Annotated in this window: 16 protein-coding genes; 12 read left to right on the top strand and 4 right to left on the bottom strand. The window is 61.6% G+C overall.

From position 1 onward, the window contains the following. Nucleotides 1-138: 138 nt before the first annotated feature. The 3 genes from ABX75_RS02425 (at nt 139) to ABX75_RS02415 (ending at nt 6900) form a co-directional block, all read left to right on the top strand. Entirely contained in the window at nt 139-3429 is a 3291-nt protein-coding gene (locus tag ABX75_RS02425) for a DUF2126 domain-containing protein (RefSeq protein WP_047881401.1), read from the top strand. Between the two features lie 94 nt (nt 3430-3523). After that, nucleotides 3524-6010, top strand: a complete 2487-nt coding sequence (locus ABX75_RS02420; protein ID WP_034095621.1) for a circularly permuted type 2 ATP-grasp protein — start codon at nt 3524-3526, stop codon at nt 6008-6010. Continuing rightward, nucleotides 6010-6900, top strand: a complete 891-nt coding sequence (locus ABX75_RS02415) for a transglutaminase family protein (RefSeq protein WP_047881400.1) — start codon at nt 6010-6012, stop codon at nt 6898-6900. The genes ABX75_RS02420 and ABX75_RS02415 overlap by 1 nt, the downstream gene beginning before the upstream one ends. A 46-nt stretch (nt 6901-6946) precedes the next feature. Here ABX75_RS02415 and ABX75_RS02410 read toward each other — a convergent pair whose 3' ends face one another. Beyond that, complete coding sequence (locus tag ABX75_RS02410) at nt 6947-7129, bottom strand: hypothetical protein (RefSeq protein ID WP_034095623.1); 183 nt, start codon at nt 7127-7129, stop codon at nt 6947-6949. Nucleotides 7130-7461: 332 nt separating this feature from the next. Between ABX75_RS02410 and azu the strand changes: the two genes are divergently transcribed. Continuing rightward, nucleotides 7462-7908, top strand: coding sequence for an azurin (gene azu / locus ABX75_RS02405; RefSeq protein WP_040265915.1), 447 nt, complete (start codon nt 7462-7464; stop codon nt 7906-7908). A 106-nt stretch (nt 7909-8014) separates the two neighbouring features. Here the strand turns inward: azu and nadE are convergent, their stop codons facing one another. The 3 genes from nadE to ABX75_RS02390 form a co-directional block, all read right to left on the bottom strand. Next, nucleotides 8015-8842 (bottom strand): ammonia-dependent NAD(+) synthetase, encoded by an 828-nt coding sequence (gene nadE / locus ABX75_RS02400; protein ID WP_034095625.1) that lies wholly within the window; start codon nt 8840-8842, stop codon nt 8015-8017. Nucleotides 8843-8845: 3 nt separating this feature from the next. After that, the gene (pncB, locus tag ABX75_RS02395; RefSeq protein WP_034095626.1) at nt 8846-10060 is read right to left on the bottom strand and encodes a nicotinate phosphoribosyltransferase; all 1215 of its coding nucleotides are present in this window, start codon (nt 10058-10060) and stop codon (nt 8846-8848) included. A gap of 172 nt (nt 10061-10232) precedes the next feature. Beyond that, a complete protein-coding gene (locus ABX75_RS02390) occupies nt 10233-11123 on the bottom strand; it encodes a LysR family transcriptional regulator (protein WP_034111537.1) in 891 nt (296 codons plus the stop codon). Nucleotides 11124-11273: 150 nt separating this feature from the next. Here ABX75_RS02390 and ABX75_RS02385 point away from each other — a divergent pair, with 150 nt between their 5' ends. The 8 genes from ABX75_RS02385 (at nt 11274) to ABX75_RS02350 (ending at nt 21100) form a co-directional block, all read left to right on the top strand. Then, nucleotides 11274-12764: an aldehyde dehydrogenase family protein gene (locus ABX75_RS02385; RefSeq protein WP_047881399.1), complete on the top strand. Its 1491-nt coding sequence runs from the start codon at nt 11274-11276 to the stop codon at nt 12762-12764. 106 nt (nt 12765-12870) lie between these two features. Further along, nucleotides 12871-14154 carry an FAD-binding oxidoreductase gene (locus ABX75_RS02380; RefSeq protein ID WP_047881398.1) on the top strand — a complete coding sequence of 428 codons (1284 nt, stop codon included), beginning with the start codon at nt 12871-12873 and terminating at the stop codon, nt 14152-14154. A 374-nt stretch (nt 14155-14528) separates the two neighbouring features. Next, on the top strand, nt 14529-15665 hold the full coding sequence (locus ABX75_RS02375; RefSeq protein ID WP_034095630.1) for a branched-chain amino acid ABC transporter substrate-binding protein: 1137 nt from the start codon (nt 14529-14531) through the stop codon (nt 15663-15665). 183 nt (nt 15666-15848) lie between these two features. Beyond that, nucleotides 15849-16763: a branched-chain amino acid ABC transporter permease gene (locus tag ABX75_RS02370; RefSeq protein ID WP_034095631.1), complete on the top strand. Its 915-nt coding sequence runs from the start codon at nt 15849-15851 to the stop codon at nt 16761-16763. Nucleotides 16764-16766: 3 nt separating this feature from the next. Continuing rightward, nucleotides 16767-18044, top strand: a complete 1278-nt coding sequence (gene livM / locus ABX75_RS02365) for a high-affinity branched-chain amino acid ABC transporter permease LivM (RefSeq protein WP_034095632.1) — start codon at nt 16767-16769, stop codon at nt 18042-18044. Beyond that, the gene (locus ABX75_RS02360; RefSeq protein ID WP_034095633.1) at nt 18041-18916 is read left to right on the top strand and encodes an ABC transporter ATP-binding protein; all 876 of its coding nucleotides are present in this window, start codon (nt 18041-18043) and stop codon (nt 18914-18916) included. Before livM ends, ABX75_RS02360 begins: the two co-directional genes overlap by 4 nt. Then, complete coding sequence (locus ABX75_RS02355; protein WP_034095634.1) at nt 18913-19629, top strand: ABC transporter ATP-binding protein; 717 nt, start codon at nt 18913-18915, stop codon at nt 19627-19629. Before ABX75_RS02360 ends, ABX75_RS02355 begins: the two co-directional genes overlap by 4 nt. Before the next feature lie 706 nt (nt 19630-20335). After that, the gene (locus ABX75_RS02350; protein WP_034095635.1) at nt 20336-21100 is read left to right on the top strand and encodes an SDR family oxidoreductase; all 765 of its coding nucleotides are present in this window, start codon (nt 20336-20338) and stop codon (nt 21098-21100) included. Nucleotides 21101-21231 lie beyond the last annotated feature (131 nt).

The raw sequence follows: 21231 nt of genomic DNA, 5'->3' as shown, positions 1-21231 counted from the left end.
CGCTTGCACTATTGCCCTCTACGAAGGCGCCGTTTTGGTGCTGTACTGCACCGGGTCTTACGATAACGCGCAATGACCGCTGCTCTGGCATAAGTCTTGCGCGCTATGTGCCCATGCCCTGGCTCGCAGGAGGCCGCCGTGTCGATTCATGTCGCGTTGCACCACGTTACGCATTACCGCTACGACCGTGCTGTCGAACTCGGCCCGCAAATTGTGCGCTTGCGCCCGGCGGCCCACAGCCGTACGCGGATTTTGTCCTATGCGCTGAAAGTGCTGCCCGAGCAGCACTTCATCAATTGGCAACAAGACCCCCAGGGCAATTACCTGGCGCGCCTGGTGTTTCCGGAAAAAACCGCCGAACTGCGCATTGAAGTCGATCTGGTCGCCGAGATGGCGGTGTTCAACCCGTTCGACTTTTTTCTTGAGCCCTACGCCGAAAACATTCCCTTCAATTACGCCGCCGACGAGCAGCGCGAGCTGGCGCCGTACTTGGAAACCCTGCCACTGACGCCGAAGTTCGCCGCTTACCTGGCTGGTATCGACCGCACGCCGCTGCCGGCGGTGGACTTTCTGGTGGGCCTCAATCAGCGCCTGGCGGCGGACATCGGCTATCTGATCCGTATGGAACCCGGTGTGCAGACCCCGGAATTCACCTTGGAAAACGCCTCGGGTTCGTGCCGCGACTCGGCCTGGCTGCTGGTGCAACTGTTGCGCAACCTGGGGCTGGCGGCGCGGTTTGTGTCGGGTTATCTGATCCAGCTCACCGCCGACGTCAAAGCCCTGGACGGGCCGTCCGGCACCGATGTGGATTTCACTGACCTGCACGCCTGGTGTGAGGTGTACTTGCCTGGTGCCGGCTGGATCGGCCTGGATGCCACCTCCGGCCTGTTCGCGGGGGAAGGGCATATCCCGTTGGCCTGTAGCCCCGATCCTTCCTCTGCCGCACCGATCAGTGGGCTGGTGGAGCCTTGCGAGTGCGAGTTTGCCCACGAAATGTCGGTGGAGCGGATCTGGGAGGCACCGCGTGTCACCAAGCCCTACACCGAAGAGCAGTGGCGCGCGATTCATGCCCTGGGCCGGCAGATCGACGGCGACCTGCTCAAGCACGACGTGCGCCTGACCATGGGCGGCGAACCGACCTTCGTGTCCATCGACGACCCCGACGGCGCCGAGTGGAACACCGCCGCGCTCGGGCCGGACAAGCGGCGCCTGTCTGCCCAGTTGTTCCAGCGCATGCGCCAGCACTACGCGCCCCAGGGCCTGGTGCACTTCGGCCAAGGCAAGTGGTACCCGGGCGAACAACTGCCGCGCTGGTCGCTCAATTGCTATTGGCGTCGCGACGGCGTGCCGATCTGGCACAACAGCGCACTGATCGCCGACGAGCAGCGGGACTACGGCGCCAATGACGAGTTGGCTGGGCGCTTCCTGGCCAGCGTCGCCGAGCGCCTCAAATTGCCCGCGCGTTTCGTGTTCCCGGCCTTCGAGGATCATTTTTATTACCTGTGGCGCGAAGGTGCGTTGCCGCAGAACGTCACGGCCCAAGACCCGCGACTCAGCGACGAACTGGAACGCGAGCGCCTGCGCAAAGTGTTCAGCCAGGGCCTGGATAAAGTCATCGGCCATGTGCTGCCGCTGGCGCGCACGGCGGCCAATGACCGCTGGCAGAGCGGGCGCTGGTACCTGCGCGACACCCATTGCCGGCTGGTGCCGGGAGACTCACCCCTTGGCTACCGCCTGCCATTGGCGTCGCAGCCCTGGGTAACGGCGGCGGAGTATCCGTTCGTGCACCCCACAGACCCTAACCAGGATCTGCCGGAGCTGCCGGATAACGCGCAACTGCACCATCACGCCGAGCCGGCTCCCAACGACGAACGCGTGCCGCAGGTGGACGAGTCCGCCGATTGGCTGACCCGCACCGCGCTGTGCGCCGAGGCTCGCGAAGGGCGGCTGTACGTGTTTATGCCGCCGCTGGAGCGCGTGGAAGATTATCTGGAACTGGTCGCCGCCATCGAAGCCAGCGCAGAAGAACTGCATTGCCCGCTGCTGCTGGAAGGCTACGAGCCACCGGCCGATACGCGGCTGAGCAACTTCCGGGTCACGCCGGACCCGGGTGTGATCGAGGTCAACGTGCAACCGTCCGCCACTTGGGACGAGTTGGTAGAGCGCACCGAGTTTCTCTACGAAGAGGCGCGACAAACCCGACTGACCACGGAAAAATTCATGATCGACGGGCGCCACACCGGCACCGGCGGCGGCAACCACTTCGTACTCGGCGGCGCCACGCCCAAGGATTCGCCGTTCTTGCGCCGCCCGGATCTGTTGCGCAGCCTGATCAGTTACTGGCATAACCACCCGTCGTTGTCCTACCTGTTTTCCGGGCTGTTTATCGGCCCCACGTCCCAGGCGCCGCGGGTGGACGAAGCGCGCAACGATGCGCTGTACGAGCTGGAGATCGCCTTCGCGCAAATGCCCGAACCCGATGAGGAATGCCCGCCGTGGCAGGTCGACCGCCTGCTGCGCAACCTGCTGATCGACGTCACGGGCAATACCCACCGCGCCGAGTTCTGTATCGACAAACTCTACTCCCCCGACGGCGCCACCGGCCGTCTGGGCCTGTTGGAACTGCGTGCCTTTGAAATGCCGCCCCATGCGCGCATGAGCCTGACCCAACAGTTGCTGCTGCGCGCCTTGGTCGCGCGGTTCTGGCGTGAACCCTACGCCCCGGCCAAGCTGGCGCGCTGGGGCACCGAGCTGCATGACCGTTTCCTGCTGCCGCACTTTATCGAGCAGGACTTTGCCGACGTTATCGTCGAACTCAATGCCGCCGGGTATCCGCTGCGGGCCGAATGGTTTGCCGCGCACTTGGAGTTTCGTTTTCCCAAGGTCGGCGACTATGCCGTCAGCGGTATCGAGCTGGAATTGCGTCAGGCCCTGGAACCCTGGCATGTGCTGGGCGAAGAGGGCGCGGCGGGCGGCACGGTGCGGTATGTGGATTCGTCCCTGGAGCGCCTGCAAGTGAAGCTCACAGGCCTGCCGCCACAACGTTATCTGCTGACCTGCAACGGCATCCCGGTGCCGCTGCAACCCACTGGTCGTGTCGGTGAGTTCGTCGCGGGTGTGCGCTACCGCGCCTGGCAACCGGCCAACTGCCTGCAACCGACCATCCCGGTGCATGCGCCGCTGGTGTTCGACCTGCTCGACACCTGGATGCAGCGCTCGCTGGGCGGCTGCCAGTACCATGTTGCGCATCCGGGCGGGCGCAATTACGACAGCTTGCCGGTGAATGCCAACGAGGCGGAGAGCCGGCGCATGGCGCGGTTTTTCCGGCTCGGCCATACACCCGGAAAGCTCCCCGTACCGACCATCGTGATCAACGATGAATTACCGATGACCCTGGATCTACGACGCTTTGCCAATAAGAATGACTGACTGCGATTGAAGGTGGGAGGGCCCAGCTCCCGCCCACCGTTGATTGCAATGAATCTGAGTTAACCTGAGCCCCTTTGCCTCTGCCGAGCGTTCCATGTCCGACTTGCTCGACCGTTACCCGCTGACCGCGGGCACTTATCATGAATTGCTGGACGACAGCGGCGTAGTGCGTGCCCATTGGCGACGCCTGCTCGATCACCTGCAGCGCAGCACCCCGGCGCAGCTGGCCCAGCGCCAGGCGCTGTTGACCCGGCAGATCCAGGAAAACGGCGTGACCTACAACGTCTACGCCGACCCTAAAGGCGCCGACCGCCCATGGGAATTGGACCTGCTGCCCCATGTGCTGGCCTTTGACGAGTGGCAGCACCTGGCGGCCGGTATCGCCCAGCGTGCGCGCTTGCTCAATGCGGTGCTGGCCGATCTGTATGGCCCGCAGCGCTTGATCAAGGAAGGTCTGCTGCCGGCGGAACTGGTGTTCGGGCATAACAACTTTCTATGGCCGTGCCAGGGCATCCAGCCGCCCGATGGCACGTTTTTGCACCTGTATGCGGTTGACCTGGCGCGCACCCCGGATGGCCGCTGGTGGGTCACCGCCGACCGCACCCAGGCGCCGTCGGGTGCCGGCTACGCCTTGGAAAACCGCACCATCGTGTCCCGTGCCTTCCCGGACCTGTACCGCGACTTGCAGGTGCAGCACCTCACCGGTTTTTTCCGCACACTGCAGGAAACCTTGGCGCGCCAGGCCCCCGGCGATGATCAGACGCCGCTGATCGTGCTGCTTACCCCCGGGCGTTTCAACGAAAGCTACTTCGAACACCTCTACCTCGCCCGTCAGCTTGGTTATCCGCTGGTGGAGGGGGGCGATCTCACTGTGCGCGACAGCCGCGTGTTCCTCAAAACCCTCAGTGGCCTGCGCCGCGTGAACGCGATCATGCGCCGCCTGGACGACGACTTTTGCGACCCGCTGGAGCTGCGCACCGACTCAGCCCTCGGCGTGCCCGGCCTGCTCGATGCGGTGCGCCAGGGCAATGTGCTGGTGGCCAATGCCCTGGGCAGCGGCGTGCTGGAGTCTCCGGGTTTGCTGGGCTTTCTGCCGAAGATCAACCAGTTTTTGTTTGGCGAAGAACTGATCCTGCCGTCCATCGCCACTTGGTGGTGCGGCGAGGCGCCAGTGCTTGCCGAAGCCTTGGAAAAACTGCCGGAGTTGCTGATCAAACCGGCATTTGCGTCGCAGAGTTTTACCCCCGTGTTTGGCCGCGATCTGGATGATGCGCAGCGCCAGGCCCTGACCGAACGTATGCGCGCGCGCCCTTACGCGTACGTGGCCCAAGAGCTGGCGCAACTGTCCCAGGCGCCGGTGTGGCACACCGAAGAGGATCACCTGCAACACCGTGCCATCGGCATGCGCGTGTATGCCGTGGCCAGTGACGACGGCTATCGCGTGCTGCCAGGCGGCCTGACGCGCGTCGCCGCCGAAGCCGATGCCGAGGTGGTGTCGATGCAGCGCGGTGGCGCGAGCAAAGACACCTGGGTGCTCGGCGAGCGGGCGCCCGGCGGCGAACAGTGGCGCGCACAACGTTCCATCGGCGCCCATGATCTGGTGCGCCGCGACCCGTATCTGCCCTCGCGGGTGGTGGAAAACCTGTTCTGGTTCGGCCGGTATTGCGAGCGCTGCGATGACAGCGCGCGCTGGCTGCGGATCGTGCTGGCCCGCTATGTCGACGGCGACGACCCGCTGGCGTTGCAGGCGGCGGTGGAACTGGGCGAGAACTTGCGCTTGTTGCCGGAGGAGGGCGACCTGCCCGAGCGTCTGCTGGCCGCGTTGCTCGGTGACGACTGGCCGTCGAGCCTGCGCGCCAACCTGCAACGCTTGCAGTGGGCGGCGTCCCAGGTGCGCGGCAAGTTGTCCCGGGAAAACTGGCAGGCCCTGGTGGAGCTGCAGCGCGAAGCCTTGGAGTTGGAGCGCGAAACGGCGGACTTCGGCGAGTTGCTGGACTTTCTCAACCGCCTGGTGATGTCCCTCGCGGCGCTGTCCGGGTTCGCCCTGGACGACATGACTCGCGATGAAGGCTGGCGCTTCTTGATGATGGGGCGGCGCATCGAGCGCCTGCAGTTTCTCAGCAGCAGCCTTGCGGCGTTCCTGCGCGGCGTGGCGGTGTTCGATCAAGCGGGGCTGGAATGGTTGCTGGAATTGGGCAACAGCAGCATCACCTACCGCTCGCGCTACCTGGCGGTGCCGCAACTGATCCCGGTGCTCGACCTGTTGCTGCTGGACGAGCAGAACCCCCATGCGGTGTTGTTCCAGCTCAAACTGGTGAGCCGCACCTTGCGGCGGCTCAACGACGACTTTGGCGTGCCGCGAGAAACCGGCCTGGGGCCGTTGGTGGAGCGCCTTACGCGCTTCGACCTGAGTTGCCTGGAGAACCCGCTGTTCGGCGAGTCCGGCGTACGCGCCGCGCTGGATGGCCTGGCTGACCTGCTGCAAGCGGTGGCCGATGAGAGTGGGCAAGTGTCGGATCGCCTGGCGCTGCGCCACTTTGCCCATGTGGATGATGTGAGCCAGCAAACGGTGTCGCTGTGATGAGTGCGCGCTATCAGATTTTCCACGATACCCATTACCACTACGACAGCCCGGTGTCCCTGGCCCAGCAGTTGGCGCACCTGTGGCCGCGTGCGTGTGAATGGCAGCGCTGCAGCGCGCAACAGTTGGATATCAGTCCGTCGCCGTCTTCACGCCGCGATGAGTTGGATGTGTTCGGCAACCCCATCACGCGCCTGGCGTTCGAGCGACCCCATGACGAGCTGCTGGTCAATGCCGGATTGACCGTGGAAGTACTGGCGCGCTCGGCGCCGGATTTCGCCCGGTCACCCGCCTGGGATCAAACCCGCGACAGCCTGACCTACAGCAGTCGCCCGTTGTCGCCCGAGGCGATCGAAGCGTGCCGTTATCGCTTCGAGTCGCCCTATGTGCATTTGAAGCAAACCTTCGTCGATTTCTCCGAAAGTTGTTTCGCGCCGGGGCGGCCATTGCTGCTGGGCGTGCAGGCGTTGATGCAGAAGATCTTCAGCGAATTCACCTTCGATGCCGAAGCCACCCAGGTCGCTACACCGCTGGTGGAGGTGCTGGAACGCCGTCGCGGCGTGTGCCAGGACTTCGCCCACCTGATGCTTGCGTGCCTGCGCTCCCGTGGCCTGGCGGCGCGTTATATCAGCGGTTACCTGCTCACCCAGCCGCCACCCGGCCAGCCACGGCTGATCGGCGCCGATGCGTCCCATGCGTGGGTTTCTGTGTATTGCCCGGTGTCGGGCTGGGTGGATTTCGATCCGACAAATAACGTACAGCCGGCACTGGAGCACATCACCCTGGCCTGGGGCCGGGATTTTTCCGATGTGTCGCCGTTGCGTGGGGTGATTCTGGGGGGAGGGAGCCATGACCCGGAAGTGCGGGTGACGGTGATGCCGCTGGAGTAACGATGAATTGTGGTGAACAGGGCGGGCCCGTTCACCACAAAGAAAATTATTCAGCCGGATCTTTTGGTGTTTCGGTCTCGTCGCTCGTTTCTTCACCATCGGCATCCGGGTTCAGCGCGCCGGCTTCTTCATCGGCGGCGGCTTTCTTGCGTTGTAGCTTTTCCTCTTTCTTCTGTTCCTTGGCCAAGTCTCTCTGACGTTTGGCGAAGGAGTAATTAGGTTTGGCCATGGGCAATCCTCTAGGGTCGAAGGTGAGGGTGGGCGGCACGCGGCTGCCTCGGGTCGCCATGGTAGCAGCTTAGCAGCGCGCTTGGCCTTCACTTACCGCAGGCGTAGGCGGCCAGCAGGCCGTTGAACAGTTGGTTGAGGCGCATGGCTCGGACTCCAGTGGATGATGGAGCCGATCATAAGCAGGCTGCGGCACTTTGGCCGGTTGATTATGTCGATAGGTCTGATAGCCTAAAGTTGTATACAATTTGTTGATTCAGATCATAGGAAATCGTGCCTGTCTCAGGCACCCTTGCCGCATCATGCGTTTTTAACCCTGCCTTGGAGATTCACATGTTTGCCAAAATCGTTGCTGTTTCCCTGCTGACATTGGCCAGCGGCCAGTTGCTGGCTGCAGAGTGCAAGATTACCGTCGACTCCACTGACCAGATGTCCTTCAACACCAAGGAAATCACGATCGACAAGAGCTGCAAAAAATTCACCGTCGAATTGACTCACTCCGGCAGCCTGGCAAAAAACGTCATGGGCCATAACTGGGTGCTGACCAGCGCCGCTGACATGCAGCCGGTCGCGACCGATGGCATGGCCGCCGGTATCGAAAAGAACTACCTGAAAGAAGACGACGCCCGCATCATCGCCCACACCAAGATCATCGGTGCCGGCGAGAAAGATTCCGTGACCTTCGACGTGTCGAAGCTGGCGGCGGGTACTGATTACGCATTCTTCTGCTCGTTCCCAGGCCACATCTCGATGATGAAGGGCACTGTGGTCGTCAAGTAAGCGCGCGTAATCGTTCATCGGGGGCAAGCCCCCTCCCACCTTGGATTGTGAATACAGTCAACTGTGGGAGGGGGCTTGCCCCCGATGACGTTCTGCCTGGTTCAACTCACGGCGCAAACGGCATGACTCGCTTGTGCTCAGTCTTGCGATACGTCTCGCAGATGATCCTGAACGCCTCTTCCCGCACCGGCTCGCCATGCAGGAACGCATCGATCTCGGCGTAAGTCACCCCATGTGACGCCTCATCCGGCTTACCCGGCGACAAGTCTTCCAGGTCGGCGGTCGGCACCTTCTCCACCAGGGATTCCGGCGCACCAAAGTGCCGCGCAATCGCACGTACCTGGTTCTTTACCAGCCCGCTCAACGGCGCCAAGTCGCAGGCCCCGTCGCCGAACTTGGTGAAAAAGCCCATCACCGCTTCCGCCGCATGGTCGGTACCAATCACCAGGCCGCCAGCCGCCCCGGCGATGGTGTACTGCGCCACCATGCGCATCCGCGCTTTGGTGTTGCCCAACACGAAATCGCGGGACACCGCCGCCTTGCCTTCAAACACCGCCACTTCATTGGCCAGGGCTTTGACCGCCGGGCCGATATTGACGGTGTGGCGTTCGTCCGGGTCGATAAAGTCCACCGACGCCTGGGCGTCGATTTCATCGAACTGGGTTTCATAGGGCAGGCGCACGGCGATGAAGCGGTAGGCCTCGTCGCCGGTGCTGGCGCGTAGTTCCTGCATCGCCCGTTGAGCCAGCAGGCCGGCGGTCAGGGAATCGACGCCGCCACTGATGCCCAGCACGAGGGCCTTGAGCCCGGAGTTGCGCAGGCAGTCCTGAATAAACTTCACGCGCCGCGCCACTTCGGCTTCAAGCGCGGCCTGGTCATTGAATGGCGCTTGGACCTTGAGCTGCTGCGCAATCTCACGCTGTACGGCTTGCATGGTTCACTCCTTGCTGGATAGGGCAGGTACTTTGAAAACGTGACGCAAATAGGCGACGAAATTCGGGTCGGTGCATTGGGTCTTGCCCGGCTCATCGGAAATCTTCGCCACCGGCTGGCCATTGCAGGCGGTCATTTTAAGCACAATGCTCATGGGCTCCACCCCTGGAATGTCACAGGTCAGGTTGGTGCCGATACCGAAGCTCACATTAATGCGGCCCCGCAATGCGCGGAAAATCTCCAGGGCCTTGGGCAGCGACAGGCTGTCGGAAAACACCAGGGTCTTGCTCATCGGCTCGATACCCAGCTTGTGATAGTGAGTGATGGCTTTTTCCGCCCACTGCACCGGGTCGCCGGAGTCATGGCGCAGGCCGTCGAAGAGTTTGGCGAAGTACAGATCGAAGTCGCCGAGGAACGCGTCGGTGGTGATGCAGTCGGTCAGGGCGATACCCAGCAGGCCACGGTATTCGCGAACCCAGCAATCGAGCGCGGCGATCTGGCTGTCGATCAGGCGCGGGCCGAGCTGCTGATGGGCCATGATCCATTCATGGGCCATGGTGCCCAGGGGTTTCATGTCGAACTCGCGGGCCAGGTGCACGTTGCTGGTGCCGACGAATCGGCCGGGGAAGTCATGTTTGAGCACACTGACCACTTCTTCCTGCACCCGGTACGAGAAGCGCCGACGGGTGCCGAAGTCGGCCACTTGCAGCTCCGACAGCTCGTCGCTGCTGGCGTTGGCCGTCAGCCAGTCGAACTTGCGGTACAACTGCTCGCGCGCTTGTTCGAGGATCACCGTCTGGTAGCGGTAGCGGTTGCGCACTTCGCTGACGATGGCAAGCAACGGCACTTCGAACAGGATCACATGCAGCCATGGCCCGCGCAGGCGGATAAACAGCTCGCCGTTCTCGATGCCGGTCTGCACATAGCGCAGGTTGAAGCGGAACAGCCCCAGGAAGCGCAGAAAGTCCGGCTTCATAAAGCTGATGCGCTCCAGAAAACCCAGCTGATCCGGGCTCAGGCTCAGCTCGGCGAGGCGCTCGATCTGGTAGCGGATCTCCGCCAGGTAGGGGCGCAAGTCTTCGCTGTTACGGCAACGGAATTCCCATTCAACTTCCACGTTGGGGTAGTTGTGCAGCACCGCCTGCATCATGGTCAGTTTGTAGAAGTCGGTGTCGAGCAGGTTCTGCACGATGCGATCGGCAAACACACTCTCGCTCATAACGGGAATCTCCAGATGGGTCGGCGAGGGGGCCGACCTTTACGCACAATTAAGAAAGGGGGCTAGTGGCGCATAGACCTGAGGGGTTTTGCCAGACATTTTTTCGGTGAGGCCACTGGCCTCATCGGGGGCAAGCCCCCTCCCACATTTGAAATGCATTCCACTCCAGGCACTAAATCACCTGCTCCATCATCCACTTCACAAATTCGCGCACCTTGGGCACTTCGGCCGCGTGCTCCGGGTAAGCCAGGTAATACGCATCCTGGCTGGGCATCGCATGCTGCCAGGGGATCACGAGCTTGCCGTCGGCCAGTTCTTCTTCCACCAGAAAACGCGGTAACAACGCCACGCCGCATCCCACCTGCGCCGCGCGGATGCACATATAGAAAGTGTCGAAACGCGGGCCGTGGTAGCTGTGCTCGGTGTGGTAGCCCTGGCTGGCGAACCAGTCGTGCCAGCCTTGAGGCCGCGAAGCGTTTTGCAGCAGTACCAGTTCGCTCAATTGGGTCGGGTCGGTAAAGGGCTGCGCGGGCAGGCTTTCCGGGGCGCACACCGGTACCAGTTCTTCGCTGAACAGCTTCAGGCTCTCGGTGCCAGGGCGTGAACCCGGGCCGAAGTAGAAGGCCATGTCGGCCTTGCCTTGCAGCAGTTCGTCCGGCTCCTGTTCGTTGCACAGGTCCAAATGGATCTGTGGGTGCCGCAAGCGCCAGCCCTTGAGGCGTGGCACCAGCCAGCGCGCGCCGAAGGTGTAGGGCGTGGACACCCGCAGCACTTCGGTCTCGCCGCCGTAAGAGCGCAGGTAATGGGTGGACATCTCCACCTGCGTGAGGATCTTGCGCACTTCCACCAAATACAGTTCGCCCGCCGGGGTCATCTGCAAGCGCCGGCGCACGCGGCGGAACAGCAGGTGTTGCAGCAACTCTTCCAATTGCGCCACCTGTTTGCTCACCGCGCTCTGGGTGAGGTTCAGTTCCTCGGCGGCGCGGGTGAAGCTCAGGTGGCGAGTGGCGGCTTCGAAACACTGCAAGGCGGTGATCGAAGGCAAATGTCTTTTGTTCAGCACGGGGTGCCTCTTTTTATTCTTGGCATGAATAAACGGAATGATATCTCGCCTAATCGTCGTTTGTTGGCAAGTCTTGGGCCAGCTACAAATAAGCTTTGGATCGCCGTGCGGGCCGCGGCGTTTTTTGTACGCAGATTAAAGGAGTGACCCATGGTTGCCGCATTGCTTGATCGTCTCGGGGTGAACCCGGCGTTGTACCAGTCGGGGAAACAGCCCGTGCATTCGCCGATCGATGGCAGCCGTATCGGCAGCGTGCACTGGGAGGGTGCCGCCGAGGTGGAGCAACAGGTCAGTCGCGCCGAGCATGCATTCGAGGCCTGGCGCAAGGTGCCCGCACCACGTCGCGGTGAGCTGGTGCGCCAGTTCGGTGACGTACTGCGTCAATACAAGGCCGACCTGGGTGAGCTTGTGTCCTGGGAAGCCGGCAAGATCACTCAGGAAGGTTTGGGTGAAGTGCAGGAAATGATCGACATCTGCGACTTCGCCGTCGGCCTGTCGCGTCAGTTGTACGGTTTGACCATCGCCTCTGAGCGCCCTGGCCACCATATGCGTGAAACCTGGCACCCACTGGGGGTGGTCGGCGTGATCAGCGCGTTCAACTTTCCGGTCGCGGTGTGGGCGTGGAACACCGCGCTGGCACTGGTGTGCGGCAACGCTGTGATTTGGAAACCGTCGGAAAAGACCCCGCTCACCGCCCTGGCCTGCCAGGCGCTGTTCGAGCGCGTGGTGAAAAACTTCAGCGATGCCCCCGAGTACCTGAGCCAGGTGATCATCGGCGGCCGCGACGCCGGCGCCGCGCTGGTGGATGACCCGCGCGTGGCCCTGATCAGCGCCACCGGCAGCACCCGCATGGGCCGCGAAGTGGCGCCTAAGGTCGCCGCGCGCTTTGCCCGCAGCATTCTCGAGCTGGGCGGCAACAATGCCATGATCCTTGGCCCGAGCGCCGACCTGGACATGGCGGTGCGCGCTATTTTGTTCAGCGCCGTCGGCACCGCCGGCCAGCGTTGCACCACCCTGCGTCGCTTGATCGCCCATGAGTCGGTCAAAGAAGAAATCGTCACCCGCCTCAAGGCCGCCTATGCAAAAGTGCGCATCGGCCATCCTCTGGAAGGCAACCTGATCGGCCCGCTGATCGACAAACACGGTTTCGACGCTATGCAGGATGCCCTGGAGCAAGCCTTGAGCGAAGGCGGCAAGGTATTCGGCGGCAAGCGCCAGCTGGAAGACAAGTACCCCAACGCTTACTACGTGTCGCCGGCCATTGTGGAAATGCCCGAGCAAAGCGATGTGGTGTGCACTGAGACCTTTGCGCCGATCCTCTACGTAGTCGGCTATACCGATTTCGCCGAAGCCCTGCGCTTGAACAACGCCGTGCCGCAGGGCCTGTCCTCGTGCATTTTCACCACCGACGTGCGTGAAGCCGAGCAGTTCATGTCGGCGGTGGGCAGTGACTGCGGCATCGCCAACGTCAACATCGGCCCCAGCGGCGCGGAGATTGGCGGCGCGTTTGGCGGTGAGAAAGAGACCGGCGGCGGGCGTGAATCGGGTTCGGATGCCTGGCGCGGCTATATGCGGCGCCAGACCAACACCGTGAACTATTCGCTGGAGTTGCCGTTGGCGCAGGGCATTACTTTCGACTGATTACTGCACGTTGGACTGAATCTGGGGAGAGGGCTTGCCCCCTCCCACATTTGATCGCACTAGCACATCAAGATGGTTGTTTGTTGGGTCTCATCGGAGTCTGGCAATGGCATTACGCGAAACATGTTTGTGGGAACACCTCACCCCCAGCCGGCCGGATCGCGCCGCGCTCAAGGGCGAGGTCAACGTGGATGTGTGCGTAATCGGCGCCGGAATCACCGGCCTGTCGGCGGCCATTCACTTGCTGGAACAGGGAAAGAGCGTCGCCGTGCTGGAGGCTCATCGCACCGGGCACGGTGGTTCGGGGCGCAATGTCGGGCTGGTCAACGCCGGCTTGTGGATTCCCCCTGACGATATCGAAGCCGGCTTCGGCGAAGCGGTGGGCAGCCAGCTCAACCGCATGTTGGGTGCGGCGCCGGCGCTGGTGTTCAGCCTGATCGACAAATACAACATCGATTGCCAACTGCGTCGCGAGGGCACGTTGCACATGGCGCATAACGCCCGTGGCGAGGCGGATCTGCGCAGTCGTGAAGAACAATGGAAGCGCCGTGGCGCGCCGGTGGAATTACTCACCGGCCAGGCGTGCGAGCAAGCCACGGGCACCAAAAAGATCGCTGCTGCGTTGCTGGATCGGCGCGCGGGGACCTTGAACCCGATGGCCTACACCAGTGGTTTGGCCAACGCCGCCATGGGGCTCGGCGGTCAGTTGTTCGACCATTCCCCGGTGACCCAACTGGAACGCCAGGGCTCGAACTGGTCGGTGCAAACCGAGCACGGTGCGGTGCGGGCGGCACAGGTGGTGATCGCTTCCAACGCCTACACCGAAGGCGAATGGACCGAGCTGCGCCGCAACTTTTTCCCCGGTTACTACTATCAGGTCGCGTCGGCGCCTTTGAGTGACGATGCTGCGCGGCAAATCCTGCCTGGCGGTCAGGGCTCCTGGGACACCCGCCAGGTCTTGAGCAGCATCCGCCGCGATGCCGATGGCCGGTTGTTGCTGGGTAGCCTGGGCAACGGCAACCAGAAACCGGCATGGTTTCTCAAGGCGTGGGCCGATCGGGTGCAGCAGCACTATTTTCCTTACCTCAAATCGGTGCAGTGGGAGTACACCTGGACCGGCTGCATTGCCTTCACCCCCGACCATTTGATGCGCCTGTTCGAACCGGCCCCGGGGCTGGTGGCGGTCACTGGCTACAACGGCCGCGGCGTGACCACCGGCAGTGTGGTGGGCAAGGCGTTTGCCGACTACCTCTGTCACCAGAATCCCCAGACATTGCCGATTCCGTTTGCGCCGATGCAGCCGTTGGCGGCGGTGGGCCTGCGCAGCTGCCTGTATGAGGCAGGATTCTCGCTGTATCACGCGGGGCAATGCTTGAGGATTGTCATCTGATCAGCGAAATACCCTTCAAATCCCTGCGTTTTCTTAGCAGGCTACTAATCTGTATTGGTGCAAGTCGTAGCAATCACGCACTGTAAATGTGCAGTTCCGTTACGCCTTGGGTTACCGCTGTAGGAACTGTCGTTTGTGGTTCTGGTTGCAGGTGGCACCGGTAGAGGTTGTACCTTTTCGGGCTTGCGGTTGCGCCTGCGCGCGCCAGGGGGTTGCACGTCCTGGCGAGCGGAGCCGAAACACCTGTAATAACAATGACACCGTGTCTTTTTGAAGAATAAAAACGTAATGGCACGAGGCTTGCTCTGAGCTTTCGGTGAAAGGTTTGAATGCAAGTTGTCGTGCCAATAATCAAAAATATCGGAGCACCACTCATGTCCCAGACGTTTTACAAGAAAGGCTTTCTTGCTCTCGCCGTTGCAGCGGCGCTGGGTGTTTCTACGTTTGTTCAAGCTGATGTGAAGATCGGCGTAGCGGGGCCGATGACCGGCGCCAACGCGTCGTTCGGTGAGCAGTATATGAAGGGTGCCCAGGCAGCGGCCGACGCCCTGAACAAGACTGGCGGTATCAACGGCGAGAAAATCGTGCTGGTAGCCGGTGACGACGCATGCGAACCCAAGCAAGCCGTGGCCGTGGCCAACCGCCTGGTGGACCAGGACAAAGTGATTGGCGTGGTCGGGCACTTCTGCTCGTCGAACACCATCCCCGCGTCCGAGGTGTACGACGAGGCCGGCGTGATCGCAATCACCCCAGGCTCCACCAACCCCCAAGTGACCGAGCGCGGCTTGGGCGCCATGTTCCGTATGTGCGGGCGTGACGACCAGCAAGGCATCGTGGCCGGCGACTACATCGTTGATGTGCTCAAGGGCAAGAAAGTCGCGGTGATCAACGACAAGGACACCTACGGTAAAGGTCTGGCCGACGCCACCTCGGCGCAGCTGACCAAGCGTGGCGTCAAGCCGGTGCTGGAAGAAGGCCTGACCCGCGGCGAGAAAGACTTCAGCGCCCTGGTCACCAAGATCCGTTCCACCGGTGCCGACGTCGTGTACTTCGGCGGCCTGCACCCGGAAGCCGGCCCGCTGGTGCGTCAGTTGCGCGAGCAGGGTCTCAAGGACGTTAAGTTCATGTCCGATGACGGTATCGTCACCGACGAGCTGGTGGCCACTGCCGGTGGCGCGCAATACGTCGACGGCGTGTACATGACCTTCGGTGCCGACCCGCGTCTGCTGCCGGACAGCAAGGCCGTGGTGGAAGAGTTCCGCAAAGCGGGCTACGAGCCGGAAGGCTACACCCTGTATGCCTATGCCTCGCTCCAGGCCCTGGCCGCCGGCTTCAATGGCGCCAAATCCAACAAAGGCGAAGACGCGGCCAAGTGGCTCAAGGCCCACCCGGTCAAAACCGTGATGGGCGAGAAGAACTGGGATGCCAAAGGCGACCTGAAAGTCTCCGACTACGTGGTTTACCAGTGGGATAAAGACGGCAAATACCATCAGTTGGAAAAGCAGAAGTAATCCATGTGAGAGGGGGCTTGCCCCCGATAGCGGTGTGTCAGTCAACGGTTGTCTAGCTGACCCACCACATCGGGGGCAAGCCCCCTCCAACATTGGGACTGCGTTGTGATTGAGATCTGACTTTTCCTCCAGAAGCGCCGCGCACCTCCGGGTGTGCAGGTGCTCACCGCGTGAGATTGCGTTATGGATGGTATTTTCCTGCAGCAACTGGTCAACGGCCTGACCCTCGGGTCGGTCTATGGCCTGATCGCCATCGGCTACACAATGGTCTATGGCATCATTGGCATGATCAACTTCGCCCACGGCGAGGTTTATATGATTTCCGCTTACCTCGCGGCGATCAGTCTGGCACTGCTGGCTTACTTCGGCATCGAATCCTTCCCGCTGCTCATTCTCGGCACCTTGATCTTTACCGTGGTCGTCACTGGCGTTTACGGGTGGGTCATCGAACGTGTCGCCTATAAACCGCTGCGCAACTCCACCCGACTGGCGCCGCTGATCAGTGCCATCGGCATCTCATTGATCCTGCAGAACTACGCACAGATCGCCCAGGGCGCCAAGCAACAAGGCGTGCCGACGCTGCTCGCCGGCGCATGGCGTGTGGATATCGGCACCGGCTTCGTGCAGCTCACCTACACCAAGGTGTTCATCCTGCTGGCGGCCTTCGCCGGCATGGCATTGCTCACCTACGTCATCAAGTACACCAAGCTCGGCCGCATGTGCCGCGCCACTCAGCAAGACCGCAAGATGGCCTCGATCCTGGGGATCAACACCGACCGCGTGATCTCCTACGTGTTTGTGATCGGTGCCGCCATGGCGGCCCTGGCCGGCGTATTGATCACCCTCAACTACGGCACATTCGACTTCTATGCCGGCTTCATCATCGGCATCAAGGCGTTTACCGCAGCGGTACTCGGCGGCATCGGCTCCCTACCTGGGGCGATGCTCGGCGGGATCATCCTCGGGATCTCCGAATCGCTGTTCTCGGGGTTGATCAACTCTGACTACAAAGACGTGTTCAGTTTCTCCCTGCTGGTGGTGATTCTGATTTTCCGTCCTCAGGGCCTGCTGGGTCGTCCGCTCGTGGCTAAGGTGTAAAACATGTCTGCTGCCAAACCCATCGATATCAAGAAAAGTGTCGTCGATACGGTCCTTGCCGGGCTGATTTCGCTGATCGTGTTCGGTCCGATCGTCGGCGTGGTCCTCGACGGCTACAGCTTCAACCTGGAACCCGCCCGTGTGGGCTTGCTGGTCGCCATTGTGATGGTCGGCCGCTTTGCCATGAGCCTGTTCCTGCAAACCCCCAAGGGCGTGAAGATCCTGCAGGGCTTCGAAAGCAGTGGCTCCGGCGTGCATGTGCTGGCACCGGACTACAAATCGCGGCTGCGCTGGATCATTCCGGCGTTGATCGTGATCGCCATCGTGTTCCCGATCTTTGCCAACAAGTACTTGTTGACCGTGGTGATCCTCGGGCTGATCTACGTGTTACTGGGCTTGGGCCTGAACATCGTGGTTGGCCTGGCCGGGCTGCTCGATCTGGGTTATGTGGCGTTCTACGCCATCGGGGCCTACGGTCTGGCGCTGGGTTACCAATACCTGGGCCTGGGCTTCTGGTCGGTGCTGCCATTGGCGGCCGTCGCTGCGGCGTTGGCGGGGTGTATCCTCGGCTTCCCGGTGTTGCGCATGCACGGCGACTACCTGGCCATCGTGACCCTGGGCTTCGGTGAAATCATCCGGCTGGTGCTCAATAACTGGCTGTCGTTCACCGGCGGCCCGAACGGCATGCCCGTGCCTTCGCCGACCTTTCTGGGTCTGGAGTTCGGGCGCAGAGCGAAGGAGGGCGGGGTACCGTTCCACGAGTTCTTCGGCATCGATTACAACCCCAACATCAAGTTCATGTTCATCTACATCGTGCTGTTTTTGGTGGTGCTGGCTGTGCTGTACATCAAGCACCGCCTCACGCGCATGCCGGTGGGCCGCGCCTGGGAAGCCCTGCGCGAAGATGAGATTGCTTGCCGCTCCATGGGCCTGAACCACGTACTGGTCAAGCTCTCGGCGTTCACCATTGGCGCCTCGACGGCAGGTTTGGCCGGGGTGTTCTTTGCCAGCTATCAGGGGTTCGTCAACCCGTCGTCGTTCACCTTCTTCGAGTCGGCACTGATCCTGGCCATTGTGGTGTTGGGCGGTATGGGCTCGACGGTGGGCGTGGTGATCGCGGCGTTCGTGTTGACCGTGGCGCCGGAACTGCTGCGCAGTTTCTCCGAGTACCGTGTATTGCTGTTCGGGGTGTTGATGGTGGTGATGATGATCTGGCGACCGCGCGGTTTGATCCGCATCAGCCGTACCGGCGTGACACCACGTAAAGGAGTGGCGCCATGAGCAAGGAAGTTGTGCTTTGCGTGGAACACCTGATGATGCACTTCGGTGGCATCAAGGCCTTGAGCGATGTGAGCCTCAAGGTCGAACGCAACTCGATCTTCGCCCTGATCGGCCCGAACGGCGCCGGCAAGACCACGGTGTTCAACTGCCTCACCGGTTTCTACAAAGCCAGTGGCGGCAAGATCGAGCTCAACGTGCGGGGCAAGCAGACCAATGTGATCCAACTGCTGGGCGAGCGCTTCCAGGCCACCGATTTTGTATCGCCGAAAAGCTTCCTCAGCCGCGTCTACTACAAGATGTTCGGCGGCACCCATCTGGTGAACCGGGCGGGGCTGGCGCGTACGTTCCAGAACATTCGCCTGTTCAAGGAAATGTCCGTGGTGGAAAACCTGCTGGTGGCCCAGCACATGTGGGTCAACCGCAATATGTTGGCGGGCATCCTCAACACCAAGGGCTACCGTAAGGCCGAGAGCGATGCCCTCGACCATGCGTTCTACTGGTTGGAAGTGGTGGACCTGGTGGACTGCGCCAACCGTCTGGCCGGCGAGCTTTCCTACGGCCAGCAGCGGCGCCTGGAAATCGCCCGGGCCATGTGCACCCGGCCGCAGATCATCTGCCTGGACGAGCCGGCGGCGGGCCTCAACCCTCAGGAAACCGAAGCTCTGAGCGCGATGATTCGCCTGTTACGCGACGAACACGACCTGACGGTGGTGCTGATTGAACACGACATGGGCATGGTGATGAATATTTCCGACCACATCGTGGTGCTGGACCACGGCAACGTGATCGCCGAAGGCGGGCCGGATGCGATCCGCAACGACCCGAAAGTGATCGCTGCTTACCTGGGCGCTGACGAAGAGGAGCTGGTATGAGTGCACCTATCCTCGAAATGAAGGAATTGGACGTGTTCTACGGCCCGATCCAGGCCCTGAAAAAAGTCTCGCTGCACATCAACGAAGGCGAAACCGTCAGCCTGATCGGCTCCAACGGTGCGGGTAAGTCCACACTGTTGATGTCGATCTTCGGCCAGCCTCGGGCCGAGTCCGGGCAGATCCTCTACAACGGCGTCGACATTACCCACAAGTCGTCCCACTACATCGCCTCCAACGGCATCGCGCAGTCGCCGGAAGGGCGGCGGGTGTTCCCCGACATGACCGTCGAGGAAAACCTGCTGATGGGCACCATCCCGATCGGTGACAAGTTCGCCAGCGAAGACATGCAGCGCATGTTCGAGCTCTTCCCGCGCCTCAAGGAGCGGCGTAACCAGCGCGCCATGACCATGTCCGGCGGCGAGCAGCAAATGCTCGCCATCGCCCGTGCGTTGATGAGCCGGCCCAAGTTGTTGCTGCTGGATGAACCGAGCCTGGGGCTGGCGCCGATTGTGGTGAAGCAGATCTTTTCCACCCTGCGCGAATTGGCGGCGACCGGGATGACGATCTTCCTGGTGGAACAGAATGCCAACCACGCGTTGCGTCTGTCGGACCGCGCCTATGTGATGGTCAACGGTGAGATTCGCCTGACCGGCACCGGCAAGGAGCTGTTGGTGAACGAGGAAGTGCGCAACGCCTATCTCGGCGGGCACTGAGGACGTGGGGGAGGGGGCAAGCTCCTCCCCGCATTTGTTTTGAGTGATCCACAAGGCTGATCCAAATTGTGGAAAACAAATCCAGCCTCCCTCCAAAGCGCGACATATAGCCGCCGCAAATCGCTGTTTTGTCACAGTTTTGACTTGTCCCCATCCACTGTGGAACCGGCTGTGGGTAACGTGGGAGTAGCTGGCTGAAAGCCTCTGTTTCCGCGGCCTGTAGCCTGGCGGTTGTTTTTTGAGCAGTGGTTTTTTCGTGAGCGTTCGAGGGGTTTGTCAACCTGTTTAAAGACACAGGTATATGACCGAATTATGTCCGTTAAGCCTGTGGATAAGTCTGTGATTAAACTCTGGAAAGACCTCCGCAGGGGCCGAAATAACTGGCCTGGAGCCATCGCGCGGATTTTTCAGCGTGTGTCGGGCCTACATAGGCCTCGCTGAAGGTCAAGCAAAATACTTTCCGAAACAGCCCGCAGCCCTTGTATACAGCGGGTTTGGCCGGTTTGAACTTGCCCCCAAAGACTGTGGGCGCAGCTGTGGATAACCTGCGTGCATATGGCTACAGGCTACGCAGTACAAGGGTTTGAGCCGAGTGATCATAAAATAACCAGTCATGCCGCAGTGCTTGCGCTTAGCGGTTGCCGCAACGGCGGTGGACGGGCATTCTGCTGGCTGATTTTTTCCCGTCGCTCGCAAGGAGAACACCATGTCCGACACGCTGTTTATTACTGGCGCCACTTCAGGTTTCGGCGAAGCCTGCGCTCGTCGCTTCGCCCAGGCTGGCTGGAAACTGGTGCTCACTGGCCGGCGTGCCGAGCGTTTGAATGCGCTGGTGGAAGAACTTTCCAAGCAGACCGAAGTGCACGGCCTGGTAGTGGACGTGCGTGACCGCAAGGGCATGGAAGACGCGATCGCTAACCTGCCGCCGTCGTTTGCCACCCTGCGCGGCTTGATCAACAACGCCGGCCTGGCGGTGGGCACCGACCCCGCGCCCAAGTGCAACCTGGACGACTGGGAAACCATGGTCGATACCAATATCAAAGGCCTGCTGACCACCACCCATCTGCTGCTGCCACGTTTGATCGCCCATGGCCGGGGCGCGGGCATCATCAACCTGGGCTCCATCGCCGGCAGCTACCCATACCCGGGCAGCCATGTGTACGGCGGCTCCAAGGCGTTCGTCAAACAGTTCTCCCTGAACCTGCGCTGCGACCTGCAAGGCACCGGCGTGCGCGTGACCAACATCGAGCCGGGCCTGTGCGAAAGCGAGTTCTCCCTGGTACGTTTTGGCGGTGACCAGGCGCGATACGACGCCACCTACGCCGGCGCCGAGCCGATTCAGCCGCAGGATATCGCCGACACTATTTTCTGGGTGCTCAACACTCCGGCGCACGTCAATATCAACCGCCTGGAGTTGATGCCGGTGAGCCAGAGCTGGGCTGGGTTTGCGATTGAGCGGGGGGCCAAGTAAGGCGTTAGACCGAGTCGCTGCTATCGGGGGCAAGCCCCCTCCCACACTCGACCGTGTTCACAAACCTAAGATGTGCACTGGTCAACTGTGGGAGGGGGCTTGCCCCCGATGGCGTCAAATCGGCCAAAACA

Origin of the sequence: Pseudomonas sp. ARP3, assembly GCF_001029595.1 — a bacterium.
GTDB lineage: Bacteria > Pseudomonadota > Gammaproteobacteria > Pseudomonadales > Pseudomonadaceae > Aquipseudomonas > Aquipseudomonas rhodesiae.
This window is presented reverse-complemented; position numbering and strand designations above follow the sequence as displayed.

Coding starts and splice junctions, on each gene's coding strand:
- ABX75_RS02360 (WP_034095633.1), top strand. CDS start 18,041: ATGAGCAAGGAAGTTGTGCTTTGCGTGGAACACCTGATGATGCACTTC.
- ABX75_RS02375 (WP_034095630.1), top strand. CDS start 14,529: ATGTCCCAGACGTTTTACAAGAAAGGCTTTCTTGCTCTCGCCGTTGCA.
- ABX75_RS02410 (WP_034095623.1), bottom strand. CDS start 7,129: ATGGCCAAACCTAATTACTCCTTCGCCAAACGTCAGAGAGACTTGGCC.
- nadE (WP_034095625.1), bottom strand. CDS start 8,842: ATGCAAGCCGTACAGCGTGAGATTGCGCAGCAGCTCAAGGTCCAAGCG.
- ABX75_RS02350 (WP_034095635.1), top strand. CDS start 20,336: ATGTCCGACACGCTGTTTATTACTGGCGCCACTTCAGGTTTCGGCGAA.
- ABX75_RS02370 (WP_034095631.1), top strand. CDS start 15,849: ATGGATGGTATTTTCCTGCAGCAACTGGTCAACGGCCTGACCCTCGGG.
- ABX75_RS02415 (WP_047881400.1), top strand. CDS start 6,010: ATGAGTGCGCGCTATCAGATTTTCCACGATACCCATTACCACTACGAC.
- azu (WP_040265915.1), top strand. CDS start 7,462: ATGTTTGCCAAAATCGTTGCTGTTTCCCTGCTGACATTGGCCAGCGGC.
- ABX75_RS02355 (WP_034095634.1), top strand. CDS start 18,913: ATGAGTGCACCTATCCTCGAAATGAAGGAATTGGACGTGTTCTACGGC.
- livM (WP_034095632.1), top strand. CDS start 16,767: ATGTCTGCTGCCAAACCCATCGATATCAAGAAAAGTGTCGTCGATACG.
- ABX75_RS02385 (WP_047881399.1), top strand. CDS start 11,274: ATGGTTGCCGCATTGCTTGATCGTCTCGGGGTGAACCCGGCGTTGTAC.
- ABX75_RS02380 (WP_047881398.1), top strand. CDS start 12,871: ATGGCATTACGCGAAACATGTTTGTGGGAACACCTCACCCCCAGCCGG.
- ABX75_RS02420 (WP_034095621.1), top strand. CDS start 3,524: ATGTCCGACTTGCTCGACCGTTACCCGCTGACCGCGGGCACTTATCAT.
- pncB (WP_034095626.1), bottom strand. CDS start 10,060: ATGAGCGAGAGTGTGTTTGCCGATCGCATCGTGCAGAACCTGCTCGAC.